The 18027-nt window shown below is 41.5% G+C and carries 14 protein-coding genes; 2 read left to right on the top strand and 12 right to left on the bottom strand.

What is annotated here, in order from left to right:
* The first annotated feature begins 28 nt into the window (after positions 1-28).
* Positions 29-355, top strand: a complete 327-nt coding sequence (gene hmoA, locus BXO87_RS18905; RefSeq protein ID WP_003155696.1) for a heme-degrading oxygenase HmoA — start codon at positions 29-31, stop codon at positions 353-355.
* A gap of 31 nt (positions 356-386) precedes the next feature.
* Here hmoA and BXO87_RS18910 read toward each other — a convergent pair whose 3' ends face one another.
* The 9 genes from BXO87_RS18910 to BXO87_RS18950 form a co-directional block, all read right to left on the bottom strand.
* Positions 387-1076 carry a YetF domain-containing protein gene (locus BXO87_RS18910; protein ID WP_012117024.1) on the bottom strand — a complete coding sequence of 230 codons (690 nt, stop codon included), beginning with the start codon at positions 1074-1076 and terminating at the stop codon, positions 387-389.
* A gap of 113 nt (positions 1077-1189) precedes the next feature.
* On the bottom strand, positions 1190-1468 hold the full coding sequence (locus BXO87_RS18915; RefSeq protein WP_012117023.1) for a YesK-like family protein: 279 nt from the start codon (positions 1466-1468) through the stop codon (positions 1190-1192).
* 28 nt (positions 1469-1496) lie between these two features.
* Positions 1497-2030, bottom strand: a complete 534-nt coding sequence (locus BXO87_RS18920; protein ID WP_038457218.1) for a GNAT family N-acetyltransferase — start codon at positions 2028-2030, stop codon at positions 1497-1499.
* A gap of 88 nt (positions 2031-2118) precedes the next feature.
* Entirely contained in the window at positions 2119-2688 is a 570-nt protein-coding gene (gene cotJC, locus BXO87_RS18925) for a spore coat protein CotJC (RefSeq protein ID WP_038457215.1), read from the bottom strand.
* A gap of 14 nt (positions 2689-2702) precedes the next feature.
* Complete coding sequence (gene cotJB, locus BXO87_RS18930) at positions 2703-2966, bottom strand: spore coat protein CotJB (protein WP_007408934.1); 264 nt, start codon at positions 2964-2966, stop codon at positions 2703-2705.
* Positions 2950-3198, bottom strand: coding sequence for a spore coat-associated protein CotJA (gene cotJA, locus BXO87_RS18935; protein ID WP_003155704.1), 249 nt, complete (start codon positions 3196-3198; stop codon positions 2950-2952). Before cotJA ends, cotJB begins: the two co-directional genes overlap by 17 nt.
* A 133-nt stretch (positions 3199-3331) precedes the next feature.
* On the bottom strand, positions 3332-4201 hold the full coding sequence (gene ant(6), locus BXO87_RS18940; RefSeq protein ID WP_038457213.1) for an aminoglycoside 6-adenylyltransferase: 870 nt from the start codon (positions 4199-4201) through the stop codon (positions 3332-3334).
* Positions 4202-4344: 143 nt separating this feature from the next.
* The gene (locus tag BXO87_RS18945) at positions 4345-4638 is read right to left on the bottom strand and encodes a hypothetical protein (RefSeq protein WP_038457211.1); all 294 of its coding nucleotides are present in this window, start codon (positions 4636-4638) and stop codon (positions 4345-4347) included.
* Positions 4639-4817: 179 nt separating this feature from the next.
* The gene (locus BXO87_RS18950; RefSeq protein WP_003155709.1) at positions 4818-5537 is read right to left on the bottom strand and encodes a YebC/PmpR family DNA-binding transcriptional regulator; all 720 of its coding nucleotides are present in this window, start codon (positions 5535-5537) and stop codon (positions 4818-4820) included.
* A gap of 293 nt (positions 5538-5830) precedes the next feature.
* Between BXO87_RS18950 and BXO87_RS18955 the strand changes: the two genes are divergently transcribed.
* On the top strand, positions 5831-6016 hold the full coding sequence (locus BXO87_RS18955; protein ID WP_038457210.1) for a T7SS effector LXG polymorphic toxin: 186 nt from the start codon (positions 5831-5833) through the stop codon (positions 6014-6016).
* A gap of 674 nt (positions 6017-6690) precedes the next feature.
* Here the strand turns inward: BXO87_RS18955 and BXO87_RS18960 are convergent.
* The 3 genes from BXO87_RS18960 to BXO87_RS18970 form a co-directional block, all read right to left on the bottom strand.
* Complete coding sequence (locus BXO87_RS18960; protein WP_038457208.1) at positions 6691-7956, bottom strand: hydroxymethylglutaryl-CoA synthase family protein; 1266 nt, start codon at positions 7954-7956, stop codon at positions 6691-6693.
* A gap of 180 nt (positions 7957-8136) precedes the next feature.
* Complete coding sequence (gene fabD / locus BXO87_RS18965; protein WP_038457205.1) at positions 8137-11430, bottom strand: ACP S-malonyltransferase; 3294 nt, start codon at positions 11428-11430, stop codon at positions 8137-8139.
* 118 nt (positions 11431-11548) lie between these two features.
* Positions 11549-17836, bottom strand: a complete 6288-nt coding sequence (locus BXO87_RS18970) for an SDR family NAD(P)-dependent oxidoreductase (protein ID WP_051590107.1) — start codon at positions 17834-17836, stop codon at positions 11549-11551.
* Between the last annotated feature and the right edge of the window lie 191 nt (positions 17837-18027).

Consider the following 18027-nt stretch of genomic DNA (forward strand, 5'->3'; position numbering starts at 1 on the left):
AGCGTGAAAAGGATTGGAGAGTTGCCAGATGTTTGTGCAAATCAGAAAAATGACCGTAAAAGAAGGACATGCCGACAAAGTAATCGAACGCTTCAGTTCAGAAGGCGTGATTGAAAAGCAGGAAGGTTTGATAGACGTAACGGTCCTGGAAAAAAAAGTCCGCCGCGGTGATGAAGAAGTCGTCGTGTTAATCCGCTGGGAGTCAGAAGACCATTGGAAACAATGGGAAAAAAGCGAAGACCACATCGCGGCCCACAAAGCAAACCAAGGCAAGCCGAAACCTGATTATATGCTTGGAACGGATGTCGGTATGTATCATGTTAGAGCCGTTAAAACAGGCGTACATGAAAAATAATAAAGAGCATTTGCCCCAGGGCAATGCTCTTTTATTTTTTCTCCTCATACGGCAGGACAAACAGCGGTTTATCGGGCTTCCATTCCGCATACAGCACGTCCTCCGTTTTTTTGATGTTCAGCTTTTTCAGCTCCTGATTCAGCTGCTTTTCTTCCAGCCCGGCTTCTTTCAGATTTTCATACAGCACTTCGCCGTCAATAATCAGCGTGACCGGCAAAGAGACCTGCTTCGGCTTTATTTGCATGTCGCCGTTTTTCGTCGTGTCATATTGAAATTTCGGCAGGACACTGACCATCCCGTTTGTTTCTAAAATCGCGTACTCCGCTTCCTGTATGGAAAAGCAATTCGCCTGTCTGAGAAGGCTTTGCAATTGATTAATGTCCAGCTTATTCTTTTTCAGCACATCATATTTCAGTTTTCCTTTATGTATGATAATACTCGGCTCGCCTTCCAACAGCTTTCTGGAGCTTTTTACTTTCTGCGTAATCAGTTCGATGAGATAAATTAAAATCCCCCATAACAGAGAGGCAAAAATGATTTCAAAAATCCTGACGCCTTTATCATACACCGCATTTCCGACCAGTTCGCCGAGGATGAGCGCGGAAATAAAATCAAACGGCGTAATTTGCGAGAATTGAGTTTTTCCAAGCAATTTTAAAATCACAAATAAAATACCCAAACCGCATACTAACTCCCAAGCCACTGTAAGTAAATGTCCCATATTCGCACCTTCTTCTTAAAAGTCATTACCATTATGGACATTCGCCTGGTTTCTATACAGCGGCCGGCAACACACAAAAAAACGCAGCCGAGGCCGCGTTTTTTCACTTCTGCTTACTGTTTTCGATTCGATCTGACGACCCGTAAGCACACCTCAGCGGCATAACCGGCGGCCGCTCCGGAACCCGCAAACATCGCGGCAAGCCCCAAGCCCATTCCTTCCCAGCCGCCGACACCGAAAATGCTGTAAACAACCGTACCGAAAGCAGTCAGGCCCAGCACCGCCAAAAGGCACTCAGGCCACATCTTTTTCGGCCATTTCTTGCGGAGCACAGCCGATACGGCAAAGTTAAGACAAAATGCGGCCAGACAGATCAGATAAAAAAACCCCATGTCTTTTACCTCCGTCATGAGAAGCTCTTTATTTACTCATCTTTTTTTCAAACAAATGATAACCCGGCGCGAGTCCTTTTGATTCGTACCCCATTCCGCTGTAAAACGACTGAAGCACCTGGTTTTCGGACACGCAATCGAGCCGGATTTTCGTTTTTCCCGGACAAGACACACCCGTCTCCGCCCAAGTCATGATCGTCCGGCCGAGCCCCGCCCCTGCAAACCGCCTGTTAATCGCCAGCCGGTGGAGATATACGGACTCCTCATGTCCTTCATCGCCCCATAGACGTCTGTCCCACCCGCTTGCTTCGGGAAGCAGCATGACGACGCCGGCCAGCTCTTCATTCTGCCTGAATAAAAAAACATACCCTTGGGCGATCGCCTCCCGCATATTGTGGGTATCTTCCCCTTCTAGAAGGCCGCTCCACTGGTTCGACCCTTTATCGCGAAGCCATTCTGCCGCTTGCACGAGCAGCTCCATGACCTCTTCTTCATCATCCTTCCGGGCGGAGGCGACCCGGAATGCCCCCGCCTTCTCCTCCGTGATCGTAAATGGTGTCATAAAATCCTCCTGTAATCAGAATATTCGACACCTTTATTATAGACCAAACGCAGAAAGGAAAAAAACAGCCGTCGTGTTTGAGGGCCGTTTAAAAAATTTTCTTCTTATCACGTTCTTCTTTTAAAATCTCAACCGCTTCCCTGAAACGCATAGAGTGGACGATTTCACGCTCACGCAGAAAACGGAGTGAATCATTCAGGTCAGGATCATCGGAAATATCAATAATCCATTGATACGTCGCTCTCGCCTTTTCTTCAGCCGCAATATCCTCATATAAATCAGCGATCGGATCTCCCTTCGCCTGTATGTAAGACGCTGTGAACGGAACTCCGGCCGCATTGTGATAAAACAGCGCGCTGTCATGGTTGACGTAATGATCACTGAGCCCTGCATCACGCAGCTGCTCCGGGGTCGCATCTTTTGTCAGCTTATAAATCATCGTCGCAATCATTTCTAAATGCGCAAACTCCTCCGTGCCGATATCCGTCAGCAGGCCGATCACCTTGTCAGGAATCGTGTAGCGCTGGTTTAAGTACCGGAGCGCTGCGGCCAATTCGCCGTCCGCCCCGCCGTATTGTTCAATGAGAAACTTAGCCAGCATCGGGTTGCATGTACTGACTTTAACCGGATACTGCAGCTTTTTTTCATATATCCACATTTACAGATCCCTCCTTATACTTGCCATGGCCAAGGACCGCGGCCCCAGTCCCATTGAGCGCCGACCTGACTCACGCCGAATTGCAGAAGCGGTCCGTACTCAGGCTCAAACCGCTTTCTCAGCTGTCTTGAGTACCGGGAATATTCATGAAACTGCTGAAGCGCGAGACGGTCATGCGGATGCGTATCCAGATAAAGCGTCAGCTCCACCAAGACAAAGTCCGCCGCCTGAATTTGTTCCAGCAGCCGATAGTATTCATCATCAATCTTTTTCGCCATATTCGATTCCCCCCCGATAAGGATTATCATAGAAATCGTAAAGATCCTTCCAAAGGGTCCCTTTTCTCAATGCCTCCATCGGAGAAAACTGCTCCAAGTGATACGGCTGAAACCGCATATAAAGATGCGGCGGCGTTCTGTAGTATTTTCTCCCGATCGGCGGGCAGGGATCAAACCGGCTGTGGAAGGGTTTATAGGATTTGACCGGTGTAAACGGCTGATTTTCTTTCATTACGATCCTCCTTTCCTAAACACATGACCTTAATAGGTATGAATCCGTACCGGCATTTATGCCCTGTAAGAAAATAAAAAAGCCCGTTAGAAACGGACTCAATGCAACTCATCTGGAATTTGAAGTAAAAAAATCATAATGAAAAATCTGCTTGAAAACGCTGATAATGTTTCAATGTATATTCCGTAATTTGTTGATCATATTCAGGATATTCATATCTCAATAAATCAGCCACTGACTTTGAATATGCTCTAAAGAGACCCTGGCAGTCAAACAATGCCTTCCACACGCTTTCATAAGTATTGCCGACATAAGTATTCAGCAGGATTTCCCAATCTTTCGCATTCATGTAATGTTGAATATACTTATAATTCTTCCCTACACTTAATGAAAACTGATTCTCTATCCCGATATTCCACGCAATCATACGCAAAACATTAGGCCTTAAAATGTCATTCATATGATCCAGCGCAAACAGTATTTCTTTACGCATTAATCCTTTAATCACATAGGTTGAAACCATCCAAAATTCATTGCAGCAATCATCAAACTCTCTGGGAGTCGGTTTCTTTATATGATATTGTTCATCACTCGCAATAATCTTACTATTGATTCGGTCATCCTTGTCTAATACTATTTCCGCCAAACCATCACTCTGTGTAAAATAATCCTCTGTTTGACTCAGAGGAATCAAAGTTAAGTCGATTTTATGATGATCTTTAAATAGCATTAGATAGGAGAACCAGTCTCCGAGCTCCGGAGGGAAAAGTTCCATATCTTCAGGTTTTTGCATCATCAATCTTTCGCCAAACTGATCCAGCCAGCTTTCGTCAGATGTGAAAGAGTCCATATCGGTCACAAAATAAGAAATATCATAGTCTTGAAATCTGTCTCTCGGTACATTTTTATTGGTTCTTGATCCCTCTAAAGTGACAAGACGGATTCTCTCGTCCTTCATCGCAATATCAAGAATCAATTTCATCATTTCGTCTTCACTTCTCACATGTAAAACCCCCCGATAAAGAGATTTTTACAGATCTGCTTTAAAAGTCCTATGTACTTGATGATTTTGCTCCAATCGTAACACAGCTGCAATAACATGAGAAGAGCACTCTTGCTGTTCCAAGAGTGCTTTTTCCCGAATGATCAGATATATTGGCTGTCCCGATGATGATGATGGAACGGGTAGCCGCCGTAGCCTCCGCCATAGCCGCCGAAACCGTACCCCGGATATCCCCCGAAGCCTCCGTAGCCGCCGTAGCCGCCATAACCGCCGTAACCGCCAAAACCGTATCCCGGGTATCCGTAGCCTCCGCCGAAACCATGTCCCGGATATCCTCCGTAGCCTCCGTAGCCGCCAAAACCGTACCCCGGGTAGCCTCCGAAGCCTCCATAGCCGCCGCCAAAGCCTCCGCCGTAAATCGGTCTTCTTTCATTCATGATTTATCGCTCCTTCACATAGGTTACAGTCCAGTTTATGACATCCGGAAGGAAACGTATGGGCATCCGCCCAGTTTTGGCGAAATAATCAATAATTGCTTACGGAGAAATTCGATACAGGCCGACCGCATAAGTAAAATAAAAAGGCCGGAACTTATGCCGCCCCGGCCTTTTTGTCTTTATTCGCCTAAATCTACATTGTGATAAACCTGCTGTACGTCTTCCAGATCTTCCAGCACATCGATCAGCTTTTCAAATTGAGCTTTCGCATCTTCCGGAAGCTCGACTTCATTTTGCGCAAGCATCGTCAGCTCCGCAACCGTGAACTCTTCAACGCCGGCATTTTTGAATGCCTCTTGTACCGCATGGAATTGATCAGGCTCGGCATATACGATAACACTGTCATCCTCTTCTAATATATCGCGCACGTCCACATCAGCTTCCATCAGCAATTCCAGCGCTTCATCCGCCGTCTTGCCTTCAACGCCGATAACGGCAGTCGCATCGAACATGTAAGCGACAGACCCGCTCACACCCATATTTCCGCCGTTTTTCCCGAATGCGGCGCGCACTTCAGGCGCCGTGCGGTTTACATTATTCGTTAACGCATCAACGATGATCATTGAACCGTTCGGCCCGAAACCTTCGTAACGCAGCTCGTCAAAGTTCTCCTCCGCGCCGCCTTTCGCCTTTTCAATCGCACGCTCAATAATATTTTTCGGCACACTGTACGTCTTCGCGCGCTCAAGCACCACTTTTAATGCCTGGTTCGATTCCGGATCTGGCTCGCCTTGTTTTGCCGCCACATAAATCTCACGGCCGAACTTCGCGTAAATCCGGCTCGTATTTGCGTCCTTTGATGCTTTCTTTTCTTTAATGTTGTTCCACTTACGGCCCATTTTGTTCCACTCTCTTTCACGAATTGAATCTGTATGATAAATACTCTGCTTCTATTATACCTCAGCGGTTGGGTTGTTTCGAGTGTAAGACATTAGAAAAAACAGGCACGCTTAAAATCACCGGAGCGCAGTAAGCCGAATTTGAGGGTTATTGTACATAAAAAGCCTCCCTTCATACAGGAAGGAAGTCGCAAGCCAAAAGATTCATTTTATTCTTATTACCTATTTCCTACACTGTATATCCTGACTCACGTGGTAAAATTTTGATATCAAACAAAAGAAAGGATATGGTCATGGAAGTTTTCGAAGCAAACAGCCTGCTGGCCGCTGCCAAACAGCGCGCGGGTGAATACAAAAAACTGCGCGGTCAGATGGTCAACCTGAAAAAAGCGTTTCAAGGCATGGCTGATCTTGGTGACAGCGACTTCTCAGGCCGGCAGCACAAAAAAAGGAAGACTAATTATTCTTTCTTCCATTAAAGGCTATACAAATATTCTTTACATTTTCATTTAGTTCAAGTGAAGTCATAAATTTGCCGATTTTACCCATGGATAATGACAAATTTTAATTTATAAGATAAATGACCGGTTCCAATTTGCACCGGACCCTTTCTACGAGTAATTAGATAATAATGAAATACAATTTTACTCGAGTGACTAAAACTAACAAAACACATTTTTTCGAAATTAAAAGTTTGCAAATAGATTGCAGCGCTTGACGAAATAGAAAAGACAGAGATAAAAAGCAGCTATTTCTTTGAGCCATTATTTCAAATAGGCTGATTTTAAATATATCTTCCTTTTAAGGATAGACAATAAAATACTCCTTACTGATAAATTTACTCATACAATCCGAAATCAATTTGCCCCACTACCCAGTAATTGAAAAAGGACATTAACATTAGGTACCGCTTGGTGATGTAGTACCCAATAATAATGCCACCTGTCCTCATTTAATTCTTTTATCTCTTTTTACAATTAATCGCTCTATCACGAAAAGTCAAAGTCCTTTGACTGATTTTGTTGCACAAACTAAACTGTATATCATTTTATTATATATCACTTTATTCGCAGGAGTGACGAAAAAATGAGTAAATACCCAAAAACGTGATTATCACCATTTAATGTATTTTATTATATAATATTCAGGAATTTTAAAGCCAGACATACTCTCTGTGATATTCATTTATTTCTTTAAGTACAAGTTTTCCCCCACTCTTGTTAATCTTCAAAACTTCTGGGATCAAGTCAAGATCAAGCTTTACATTTCTAGTTCCAAAAGCAACTGCCCCGCTGCCGCTTAGAAGATTTTCGTACTGATCAATGCTTAACTCATATCGCTTATCTAAATGTTCTTTAATCCCTAACTGCTTAATTTTTTCTTGTCCACTTGGTGTGACAACACCACTATAAAATTCTGAACAACAGCCAGATCCATAAGAAAAACAACCCAGTCTCTTAGGCGATCCAAAGTTTCCATTATCAATGGTACTTAACAATGACAAGAAAACAGTTGCCCCCATAATATTCCCAACACGTTGACAATAAGTTAAGCCCGGAGTCACTCTAATGCTAAAATCATTCTGAATAACATCGGTCTTAGCCTTGCACATTTTACGCATCATTTTTCGATGTGCTCCCTTTACCATTCCGCCAAATGGTGTATGGAACACTAAATAATGAAATGATTTTTCATAATCAACATCTTCTACACGCTTCTTATATTCTAAAAATGAAGATTCACAACAATCCAAATACGACATAAGGGATAAATCTGCATTCCCGGCCTCGCTGTCTGGAATAGGCCTGCATGTATCCATAATCTCATAGCCGTAATACCCGTTCGCACCAATATCAACTTCGTATATATACGGTGTGTCACTAATAAGCATCGCTACAGCACCGGCTCCTCCAGTAGGTTCAGCAAATGACCAGTCAGCCATAAGTGCTTCCCCTGCATCAGCAGCCATAAATCGAGCCAAATCTGTCGCTACAACTAATACCTTTGCCCCTGGTGATACTTGTGATAGCACAAAATTAATAGCCATCTGAAAGCCCGCAGTTCCCGAATAACAAGCGTTCTTTAATTCAAAAAGACGACAATTACGGTTTAAACCTAAGTAATGGTGAATGTATGTACTTATTGATTTCCCAAAATCAATCCCTGATTCTGTACAAGTGATGACCATCTCTATACGATCCTTTTCTTGAGGAGAAAGAGCATCTATAAGAGGCATTGCTGCATTTACCCCAAGAGAAACAGGATCTTCATAAGGAAGAGGCACTGTCTTCTCCTTCATTAACAGGTTATCAAATCTTTCATTATCGAGATTCCGATATTTTGCAAGTTTTTGGACGTCCAGATAAGCAGAACCCCCGTAAAAATTAATAGCTTCAATTCCAACTGTTTGCCCGTTCATTATTTAGCCCCTCTCAAATACTTCTTTAAAACTTGATGCAACATAACTGCTTCTGAATGTTCCTCAAATCTGATTTAGATATTAAATTAATATAATGGCTCGCCCAATATAACTATTTATTAACAACAGGTTATTTTTACCACGTCTTCAGAAAAAGGATCAATATATACGGAAACCAGCCTACACTAACATTTGTGTACAATATTCATTAAGCTGTTCCGCCGTTTCAGTCATGAGCATAGTTCCTATATCAGCGACATGTCGATTTCTCCAGTCTTCCATCTCAGACCCCTTTACCCACTGATTGAAAGATCCAAGTGCGGACCCACATAAGATTTGATAATCTGACTGATTATCTTCTTCACCATTAAGAGCCCATTGAGCTGATTTAATAAAATACCATTTAAAAGTAAGTAGCATTTTCAGCTTTGGATTTATTTCAGCTTCCTTAAGTGTCTTCCTGCTTGTATACTGCTTAACCTCAGTGTAAACTTCCTCTAAGCTCTTTTTAAAATAATTATTTTCAATTTGCTTTTTCACTATTTCATCGATCCCATCAAGTGAATGATGACTGCTATAAATCGAGTGCAACTTATTGCTCCTAACTTGATACAGGGTTCCCTTCTTGAGCACCTGCACCTTACTACTCGTTTCATAAAGATCCCATGAAGGTGCGTACCCTGTATCCTGTACATTAATACCGCTTAACATCTCCTTTGCGGAAACGCTTATATCTGCTTCTACAGAACATTGATTAATTGATCCTGTTGTTATAAAATCTGCCCCCATTATAAATGCACCAGCTGCTGCTGTCGGGGTCCCGATCCCACCGCCGACACCGAGACGAATTTTATAATGATACCCATGTTTCTTAGTCATTTCACTTCTTAATCTAAAAAATGCTGGTAATAATACAAAACCATTTGCAGCATCTGTATGTCCTCCCGAATCTCCTTGAACACATACATCATAAGCCATCGGAATTTGTTGAGATAGCTGCGCCTCAGTTTCCGTAATCTCTCCTTCTCTTAATAGACTGTCAACTATCTTTTTTGGCGGCGGGCTCATATAACATTCAGCTACTTCCGGCCTTGATAGCTTAGCAATAATTCTGTTCTGTATAATGACATTACCTGTTCCATCTTCTTTAAGGCCTTTGATTCTAAACTTTACCAGTGGCTTAGTGATTGTTACATATCCAGATGCTTCAATAGTTCTCACACCATTTGTAAGAAATAAATCAAAAATTCTTTTTTCCCGTTCAGGATTCTCAAAATCAGGAGATATACTGAAACCATAAGGCTCGCCATTCTTTAATGTCCTTTGAATATTTTTAATGGCCTTTTCAACAGAGGAATCATCAACACCAACAGTGCCGTAGAACGCGAGTAAGCCTGCTTTACCCGCTTCAGTTACTAGCTGCTCCCCGGAAATCCCTCTATACATACCACCTAATATATAAGCATACTTTAAGTTATACTCATGGATGAACGAACCATCTCCCAGCATTTCCGGTGAAATACTTTTCGAGATGTTTTTTTGAAAACCTGTTTCGTTTAAAGTTGAATTCGTCACTTCTGCCTCGCTCTTGCTATGAACTTCTTCTATGATTTCATGCTGCTCTTCTCTATACTTCTCGTTTGGAAGATCCTCTTCTTCAATCATAATCGGTTCAGCGTCTCTGATAATTGCTTGAACCATACCCTGAACAACTCTCCCAGGCCCTACTTGGATAATATCCTCTACACCTTTTGCCAATAAATACCTTATGCTATCTGTCCATTCAACGGATGATACCAATTGTTCAGATAACGTTTCCAACACCCGAGACTGTCTATATGGTCTGGCATAAACATTCGAAATTACCGGAATCTTCATGCTGCCAATCTTAAACTTTTGGAGATATTCAGTGAATTCATCTCTTGCCGGCTCCATATACCTTGAATGGAAGGCTCCGCTAACATTTAGAACCTTGTACATCACACAATTGCTATGGTTCTGAAAGGGGTCTTTAGCCTTTTGAATATCCTCTCGATATCCTGCAATAACAATTTGGTTAGGTGTATTCATATTTGCCACATCAAGATTGGTAAGCTCATTTTCATGGAGTACTTGTTCAACTTGCTCCTTCGTTAATCCAACGACTGCAGCCATTTGACCGCCTGCTTCTCGGAACATCAATTCTCCTCTTTTTTTAACTAGTTTTAAACCGATTTCAAAGTCTATGGCGCCAGATGCAAATAAAGCCGCATACTCACCAATACTGTGTCCTGCTAAATAATCCGGTTCTCTCTCCCCATCCTTTAGCTTCTTTAGATAGGAGAATACACTTACAACATAGAGTGCTGGCTGTGTATAAACGGTTAAGCCAAGCTTATTTTCTGGGTCATTTAGACACAGATCCTTTATTGAGTACCCAAGTATTTCATCGGCCTTTTGCGTCAATTCGATGAATTCATCAAATAGCTCAGCCCCCATTCCCTTTTCCTGTGAACCTTGCCCTGGAAAAACATACGCTTTCATCTTATGCCCTCCTGTTTCCTTTATCGTTTTCATTATGCTTGTTACATCCATGTCCACATTAAAAAGTGAAGCTATTTTAAATACATCTTTATGCTCCGGCAAAATGTACTGTAACATCGCAGCCAGCTCTCCATCAGGAGATAAATCAATAAACATCGTATCCTTTGTCACCGTGTTGGTAATAGATTCCTTAAATCTAATTTGTTCCCTGATAACATCCCAAAAGTAGTCCTTTTTCACTTGATCTAATACCTTACCAGTAACAGAGGAGATGATTTTGCATGCGGGCTGCTTTAGATTTACTTCAGCAAAAAGCCTGCAGCATTCCTCCCGCATACTTTCCATTTCATGAGAATGAAATGCATATTGTACCGGAAGCACCTGACTAAGAATACCATTGGCACTCAATCGCTTTTTTATCGATCGGATCCTTTCTGAATTTGCAGAAACTACAAAATGATGCCTATGGTTAACTGCTACTAATTCGCTCCCCGTGAATATGTCTTTACAATTCTGAAACACTGAAGCATCATCAAATACAGTGATCAATCCGCCCATAGGGGCTTTGTCAATTATCAGTTCTGAAAGCTTTACCAGCAAAGCAACTGCATCCTGCATCTCAATCATGCCAGAAATAACGGCACCGCTAAACTCGCCCAAACTCGCTCCGATTACTCCATCGGGGGCAATCCCATTCTGAATCATCATTTGTGCTGCTGAATACTCATACATAAAAATAGCGAGATTCGTTTGAAGAATCGGTAAAAAAGCTTCACCACGATTTTTATTTTCATCAAAAATAATGTCACGTACAGAAATACCTGCAAACTTTACGATTTCATGATCGACGGCATCTATATTTCTTCTGAAGTCAAAATTTGTTTCGTATAGTTTTTTACCCATGCCATAAAAATGACATCCTTGCCCGGCAAACATAAAAATTTTTTCCATTGATTACTCCTCGATTTCAGAACAATTCCATTGTTCCTATATGGTGAATCGATATTTTCATTTTTTATGGATGTATATTCCCACCTGTGAAAACTACCGATTGTCGTGCTCTCATAATCTATTTTTCGCTGATTTCCATTTCCAGCATTTCGATAAGCTCTTCCTCACTCATCTGATCAATTTTATTAAAAAGAGCTTCATCTTCTTCACCGCCACGGACCGGATCTATGAATAGAGTCCTGTTTTGATCTATAGCCGCTTCTTCTGTTTCAGCTAAGCCACAGAAGTCCTCTGGCTCTGATAGAATCTCCAATTCTTCCAAATTCAACATCGGCAAAATATACTTAGATACCTCGACAATATTTGGGTAGTTAAAGAAAATCTGTTCATCAAGCTCTATATTAAATACTCTTTGGAGCATGTTATACCCCTCGGCAATTGCAATTGATTCCAACCCTAGCTCAAAAAATCCCTGTTCAGGGTCTGGCAGTCTCCCTTCTGTGAATCCTAGTAATGAAGCAAATATTTCCTGAATGTAATGAATCATCTTCGGAATTTGTTCACTTTCAAATGAATTGGCAAGTTGATAAAGAAATGTCATATCAGAACCGTTTGACAACGGCTCTTCCTCTTTACATGGACTCACACTTTTATCCGAAATACTCATTTCCAACTTTTCTTCAAATGGAACCGCTTTTTCTGGAGTTCGATACATCCAGTACTTTTCTTTTTCATAAGGGTATACTGGAAGCGAAATCCGATATGGCAGGAAACCTTTGTAAAGTTCACTAAACGGGGTTTCGTTACCTTCCACCCATTTAGCCGCCATCTCATAAAGATTACTTTCTGCAGATACCTCGGAGTAATCGCCCGGCTTGATCCCTTTGCTTGCCGGAATAGCCTTTCCTGCTATCAGTCCTCTTATGTGTTTAATTCCATTGACACCTTCATTCAAAAATTTCTCTACCATTTTCCTTAATTCATCATACTCGGAAGCAATAAAAGCCACCCTGTATGGAAAAGCTTTACGGCCTGTCTGTAGTGTAAATGCAATATCCCTAAGATCAGGCACTTTCTGATCTTGGTTCTTCGTATCCACCAGATAATGAAAAAGCTTGGTTGCATATCTTTTTAATGCAGATTCATTTTTGGCTGACAACGGGATGATAACTGGATTTTTTTGAGTTTCTTCTATCGGTCTCCTTTCAGGTTCATACTCCTCAATAATCATGTGGACGTTTACCCCGCCAACACCAAAAGAGCTAATACCCGAACGCCTTGGACACTTTGTTTTTCTGCCATTGAGGATTGTCGGCTGTTTCCATTCTTCAGCCTTCATCTGAACATAAAACGGAGTTTCGGCAAACTGAATATCTGGATTGATTTCCTCCGTATTAAGTCTGCTCGGCAATAACATTTTATGTTTCATCTGCAGCAATACCTTAGCAACTTGCGCTATTCCTGCAGCAGCTTCAGGATGGCCGATATTTGACTTTACTGAACCAATTGAACAAAATTGTTTATCTGAAGTATATTCAGCATATGCATCCGTTAAAGCTGTAATCTCAATTGGATCTCCAAGAGATGTTCCCGTTCCATGTGCTTCAACATAGCTGATAGTCCGCGGATCTACATTTGCCTTTTTCAGGGCTTTCTTAATGACTTCTTTCTGAGCAACTGGATTTGGGACAGAATAGCCATTCGTTTTGCCATCATGGTTAACAGCTGAGCCCTTAATGACACCGTATATATGATCCCTATCCCTTTTAGCCTTCCAAAGAGGTTTTAAAAGCACCGCGCCTACCCCTTCACCTGGTACATAACCGTCTCCGCCTTTACCGAAGCTTCTGCAATGCCCGTCAGAGGCTAGGAATTTAGCAGAATCTAAAGTGATGTACTTACTTGGATGTAAGGTTAAATTCACTCCGCCTGCTATCGCCATATCACATTCATCTCTTAATATGCTTTCACAACCAAGGTGTATAGCATATAGCGATGAAGAACATGCCGTATCCACAGACAGGCTTGGCCCTCTAAGGTTGAGCAAATAGGATACTCTGTTAGCAACTGAATAAATCTGTGAATTAATCGGAACTGCATTCCCTCTATCAACCTCAGCAGCCCCTGAAAGACCGTAAGTGTTAAAGGTAACACCTGCATAAACCGCCACATTTCCTCGTTGATCTTCATCATAACGATCACCTAATGATTCTGGCGTATAACCGGCATCTTCCAGGCAACTCCAGACAGCCTGAAGAAATAAACGTTCCTGCGGGTCCATAAAAGCCGCATTGAGGGGGGAGATATTAAAGAATTGCGGGTCAAATTTATCAGCATCCGCAACAAATCCTCCCCATTTGCAGCTAATATCTGGATATTTCCTATGGTCCCATCTTTCTTTCGGAATCTCGGTAATACTGTCCTTTCCGTTCATGAGATTCCTCATAAACTCATCCATGTTTTCTGCCTGTGGAAATGTTCCGCTGATTCCAATAATCGCAATTCCTTGTTCATCTTCAGAGATTTTTTCCTCCGCGACAGTTTGAGGCACTGCGTCCTTCGAAAAAGGAACCGGTTTTTCCGGCCTAATGTTTCCGGTTTTCGCAATTTGATGATCATTAAGAGAATTTAGCAGAGTAATGATTTTCCCCCTCTGCTTTTCAACGAAATACTTGCTAAGCGTATATAAATTTTTATATGTAAACATCAGAGTGGCTGGCAATGTACCAAAGACCTGTTCAAAAAATCTATTAAGCTGATTGATATGAATAGAGTCAATTCCATAGCTTTCAAATTCTTCATGGGGAGAAAGATAGCCTGTCGGTATATTAAGAACTTCTGAAAACATTTGCTTTAAATATTCAAGAATGGCATCAGTTAGCTTTACATCATCCTCTGTCGATAAGTAATAAGGCCTTTCTAATACGGGCGTTTCTTCTTGAATTTTTGTAACTATAGAATCGTCAGGATCGTTTTTTATAATCTCCTTGTTCGGTATCAGTCGGTGATCCTTCCCGACTTGTAAGATCCAATGTCGTTTTCGATCAAAAGGATAGGTTGGAAGAGACATCCTTTGTCTCACCTCACCCCTATACATTTTTTCCCAATCAACATCAGCTCCCATCACCCAGAGCTCGGCGATTTTTTCCATATCTCTATCTTCAAGAAATTTTTGCATTTGTTTCTTGGCAATTTCACCATTTAGAAGAATATCGAATTTTTCAATGAACTCATTGGTATTTCCTTGTTTGAGGTTAGGATTATCGTTTTTTCCATTACAATAGTCAGACAGACCTTTCTTAAGATCATTGACATCCCCGGCTATGATTGCTAATCTCTCTTTCATGCTTTCACGTCCTACTTGAAGAGTGAATGCAAGATCTTCAAGGGGAAAATCTATTTTCGCTTCAGGTTCTGCCTTCTCGGGTATTAAACTTTTTGCCTCAAAGGAGGATAAATATTCAGCCAGACCGTTCGAAGTGGAATGATATACCAATTCATTGTCTGGGATCTCCAGTTTTAGCTTTTTCTCGAGATTATGATGTAACACCGTTAAATCATAGGCATCTAACCCATAGTCAGTAAATGGCTCATCATAGCCCACTTCTGCCACACTTATACCTAAAATTTCAGCGATCTCCTGTTTAATGATTTCTTTAACAACATAATTACGCTCAATGACACCTGTATTTACTTTGATTGACTGCTCATTGGGATGAATAGGTTTATATGTTTCCAGAAATAAATGTAACTGATTAGCATAAACCTTAAGTCGTTCTTTATTTTTAGCTGAAAGAATAAAAAGCTGAGAATGGCTGTCTTCTCTGGATATCGAAGGCGACACCTTCTCGTATTCCTCAAGAATAATATGCGCATTTGCACCGCCAGCTCCAAAGGCGCTAACTCCGGCTCTTCTGGGATAACGTTTTTCCTCTGATGCCGTTTTAATAACAGGCTGTTTCCACTCTTCGAGTGAACGCTGAACATAGAACGGATTACTTTTAAAATCAATGAAAGGATTTAACTGCTTAGAATGAATAGATGGAACAAGCATCTTATGCTTCATCTGAAGCAGTACCTTTGTGACCGCCGCAATACCAGCTGCAGATTCCGAATGTCCAATATTTGATTTTACTGAACCGATAGCACAAAATTGCTTCTCATCCGTATATTCATGAAAGGCCTTCGATAGGCCCGATATTTCAATCGGATCACCTAATGCTGTACCTGTTCCGTGCGCTTCAATATAACTAATAGTCCGAGGATCAATGTTAGACTTTTCGAGAGTTTCTTTAATCAGTTCACTTTGTGCGTTCGGGTTTGGCACTGTATACCCATTCGTTTTGCCACCTGAGTTAATTGAGCTTCCTTTGATCACTGCATAAATCTGGTCTCCATCTTCAACCGCTTTACTCAGTGGCTTCAGCACGAGCGCTCCAACCCCTTCACCCGGAACATATCCATCTCCATCACCGCCAAAGCTTCTGCATTTTCCATCCGTTGAGCAAAAGTTGCCTATGCTGAGCTGAAGATATTTGTTAGGATGAAGAGTTAAATTCACTCCTCCGGCAATAACCATCTCAGCCTCACCTTTGCGGATGCTATCACAGCCAAGGTGGAGAGCCACAAGAGAGGAAGAACACATTGTATCCAATGCGATACTGGGGCCATGAAAATCAAAAAAGTATGAAACTCTGTTTGCGATTGATGCAAAAGAAGAGCGGCCTGAGATTTTGTTTCCAAATTGTTCCGTTTCGAACAACTGATAGAGACCGTACATCGCACCCACAAATACGCCAACTTTCTTGCCTTTAAGTGAAGCGCTGGCGTATCCTGCATCTTCAATTGCATTCCAGGTTGCTTCTAAAAACAATCGTTCCTGTGGATCAATAAACTTCGCCTCATTTGGAAGAATACTGAAGAATTGAGAATCAAACATCTCTATATCATCAATAAATCCTCCCCATTTGCTGTATGTTTTTCCGATAATCCCTTTATCTGAATCATAGTATTGACTATGATCCCATCTGTTTTCGGGAATCTCTGTAACACAGTCTTTCCCCGTCTTCAAGTTCTCCCAAAATTCATCAAGGTTCTGCGCCATAGGATATCGGCCTGATACGCCGATTATTGCGATATCTTCATCACAAGCTTCTGTTTCCCGCCTGCTTTTCTTTTTTTTCTGATTTTCCGGCAATTTAACCCGTACGTTCTTTCTGCCTTTAGGTTGGTCTTGAACGTGAAGATTTTCCGTCCGGTCCTTATCAGTTAGTCCAAACAACATTGTTAAGGCTTCTTTTTTATAATTCACTAAGTATTCCGCTAGTTCATTGATATTATTATATTCAAAAAACAATGTTTTGGAGAGATCCCCTAACTTCTCCTCCATTGTTTTCGTCATCCCCATAATCGCCACAGATTCAATGCCAAACTTACTAAAGGTCTCATCGTTTCTGATTTTATCTATTGGGATCTTGGTTTGAATTGATATTAGCATTTTTAGGAAAGTTTCAGTCCTGTTAAGCAATACCTTTTGGGTTGGATCTGTTACAACAGGATCATTTATCGGCTGGCTCATACTATTGTCCTTTTCAGACGAAATAGCATCATTTTTTTTCATTTTTTTTATTTCGGATTGGATTTTTTCTCCTTCACCCTGTAAGACTATAAGTTGCGATCCTGATTGCTGTAATCCATATTCTAACGCCGGGATCCCCCTTTCCTTGGTAAGTGGAACCATACCAAATCCATCCTTCATGATTTTTAGTTTCTCATCATTCACGCTCATTTTACCGTCTTCCCATAAAGGCCAGTTTATCGAGAGAGTCTTCCCGAACCGTTTACCAGCTTTACACTGAGCATCTCTCCACTGTGCAAAATAATCCATATAACTGTTTGCATACCCATAATCGCTTTGGCCGACATTACCTAAAACTGCCGCAACAGATGAAAATAAAACAAAGAAATCAAGAGGTTCGTCCTTTAATACTTCATCCAAATTCTTCGTACCGAAGACCTTTGAAGCTAATACCGATTGAATTTCCTCATCATTTTTGTTCAACACAAATGAATCTCTAATAACTCCCGCAGAGTGGATAACTCCATTTATGTTTCCAAACCTTTCCTTTGTTATGGCAACAAGCTTCTCAACTTGCTGCTTGTTTGACACATCAGCCTTAACATAAAGGATATCTGCTCCTAAGTTTTCGAGTTCTTGCAGCTTTGAATCATTTTCCCTTTCTCTCTCACTGCGTCCTGTCAGTACAAGCCTTGCGTTCGTCTTTTGAGCTAGGTGTTGTGCAAAGATTAGCCCCAATTCTCCCAGACCTCCGGTGATAAGATAAACGCCACGTTCTTTAAGGAAATCAATTGAGTCAAACTGTTGGATTGATTCAGTTATTTTCATTCTTCCTCTCATTCCTTTCGTTTTCCCAAAACACATATCAAATATTAGAGGATGAATCGCAGGTTACCATTTCCAAAAACATTCTAACTTTTTGGATTGGTTATGTGTTTTTCCTGATTTAGTCCCGCTTCCCATAATGGGACTCAATCGTGATTGCGAGAAGCGGGAACTAATATAAAAGGCCGTTTATG

The sequence above is a fragment of the Bacillus sp. GZB genome (assembly GCF_001975995.1).
Taxonomy (GTDB): Bacteria; Bacillota; Bacilli; order Bacillales; family Bacillaceae; genus Bacillus; species Bacillus velezensis.

Coding starts and splice junctions, on each gene's coding strand:
- hmoA (WP_003155696.1), top strand. CDS start 29: ATGTTTGTGCAAATCAGAAAAATGACCGTAAAAGAAGGACATGCCGAC.
- BXO87_RS18910 (WP_012117024.1), bottom strand. CDS start 1,076: ATGGGACATTTACTTACAGTGGCTTGGGAGTTAGTATGCGGTTTGGGT.
- BXO87_RS18915 (WP_012117023.1), bottom strand. CDS start 1,468: ATGGGGTTTTTTTATCTGATCTGTCTGGCCGCATTTTGTCTTAACTTT.
- BXO87_RS18920 (WP_038457218.1), bottom strand. CDS start 2,030: ATGACACCATTTACGATCACGGAGGAGAAGGCGGGGGCATTCCGGGTC.
- cotJC (WP_038457215.1), bottom strand. CDS start 2,688: ATGTGGATATATGAAAAAAAGCTGCAGTATCCGGTTAAAGTCAGTACA.
- cotJB (WP_007408934.1), bottom strand. CDS start 2,966: ATGGCGAAAAAGATTGATGATGAATACTATCGGCTGCTGGAACAAATT.
- cotJA (WP_003155704.1), bottom strand. CDS start 3,198: ATGAAAGAAAATCAGCCGTTTACACCGGTCAAATCCTATAAACCCTTC.
- BXO87_RS18945 (WP_038457211.1), bottom strand. CDS start 4,638: ATGAATGAAAGAAGACCGATTTACGGCGGAGGCTTTGGCGGCGGCTAT.
- BXO87_RS18950 (WP_003155709.1), bottom strand. CDS start 5,537: ATGGGCCGTAAGTGGAACAACATTAAAGAAAAGAAAGCATCAAAGGAC.
- BXO87_RS18955 (WP_038457210.1), top strand. CDS start 5,831: ATGGAAGTTTTCGAAGCAAACAGCCTGCTGGCCGCTGCCAAACAGCGC.
- BXO87_RS18960 (WP_038457208.1), bottom strand. CDS start 7,956: ATGAACGGGCAAACAGTTGGAATTGAAGCTATTAATTTTTACGGGGGT.
- fabD (WP_038457205.1), bottom strand. CDS start 11,430: ATGGAAAAAATTTTTATGTTTGCCGGGCAAGGATGTCATTTTTATGGC.
- BXO87_RS18970 (WP_051590107.1), bottom strand. CDS start 17,836: ATGAAAATAACTGAATCAATCCAACAGTTTGACTCAATTGATTTCCTT.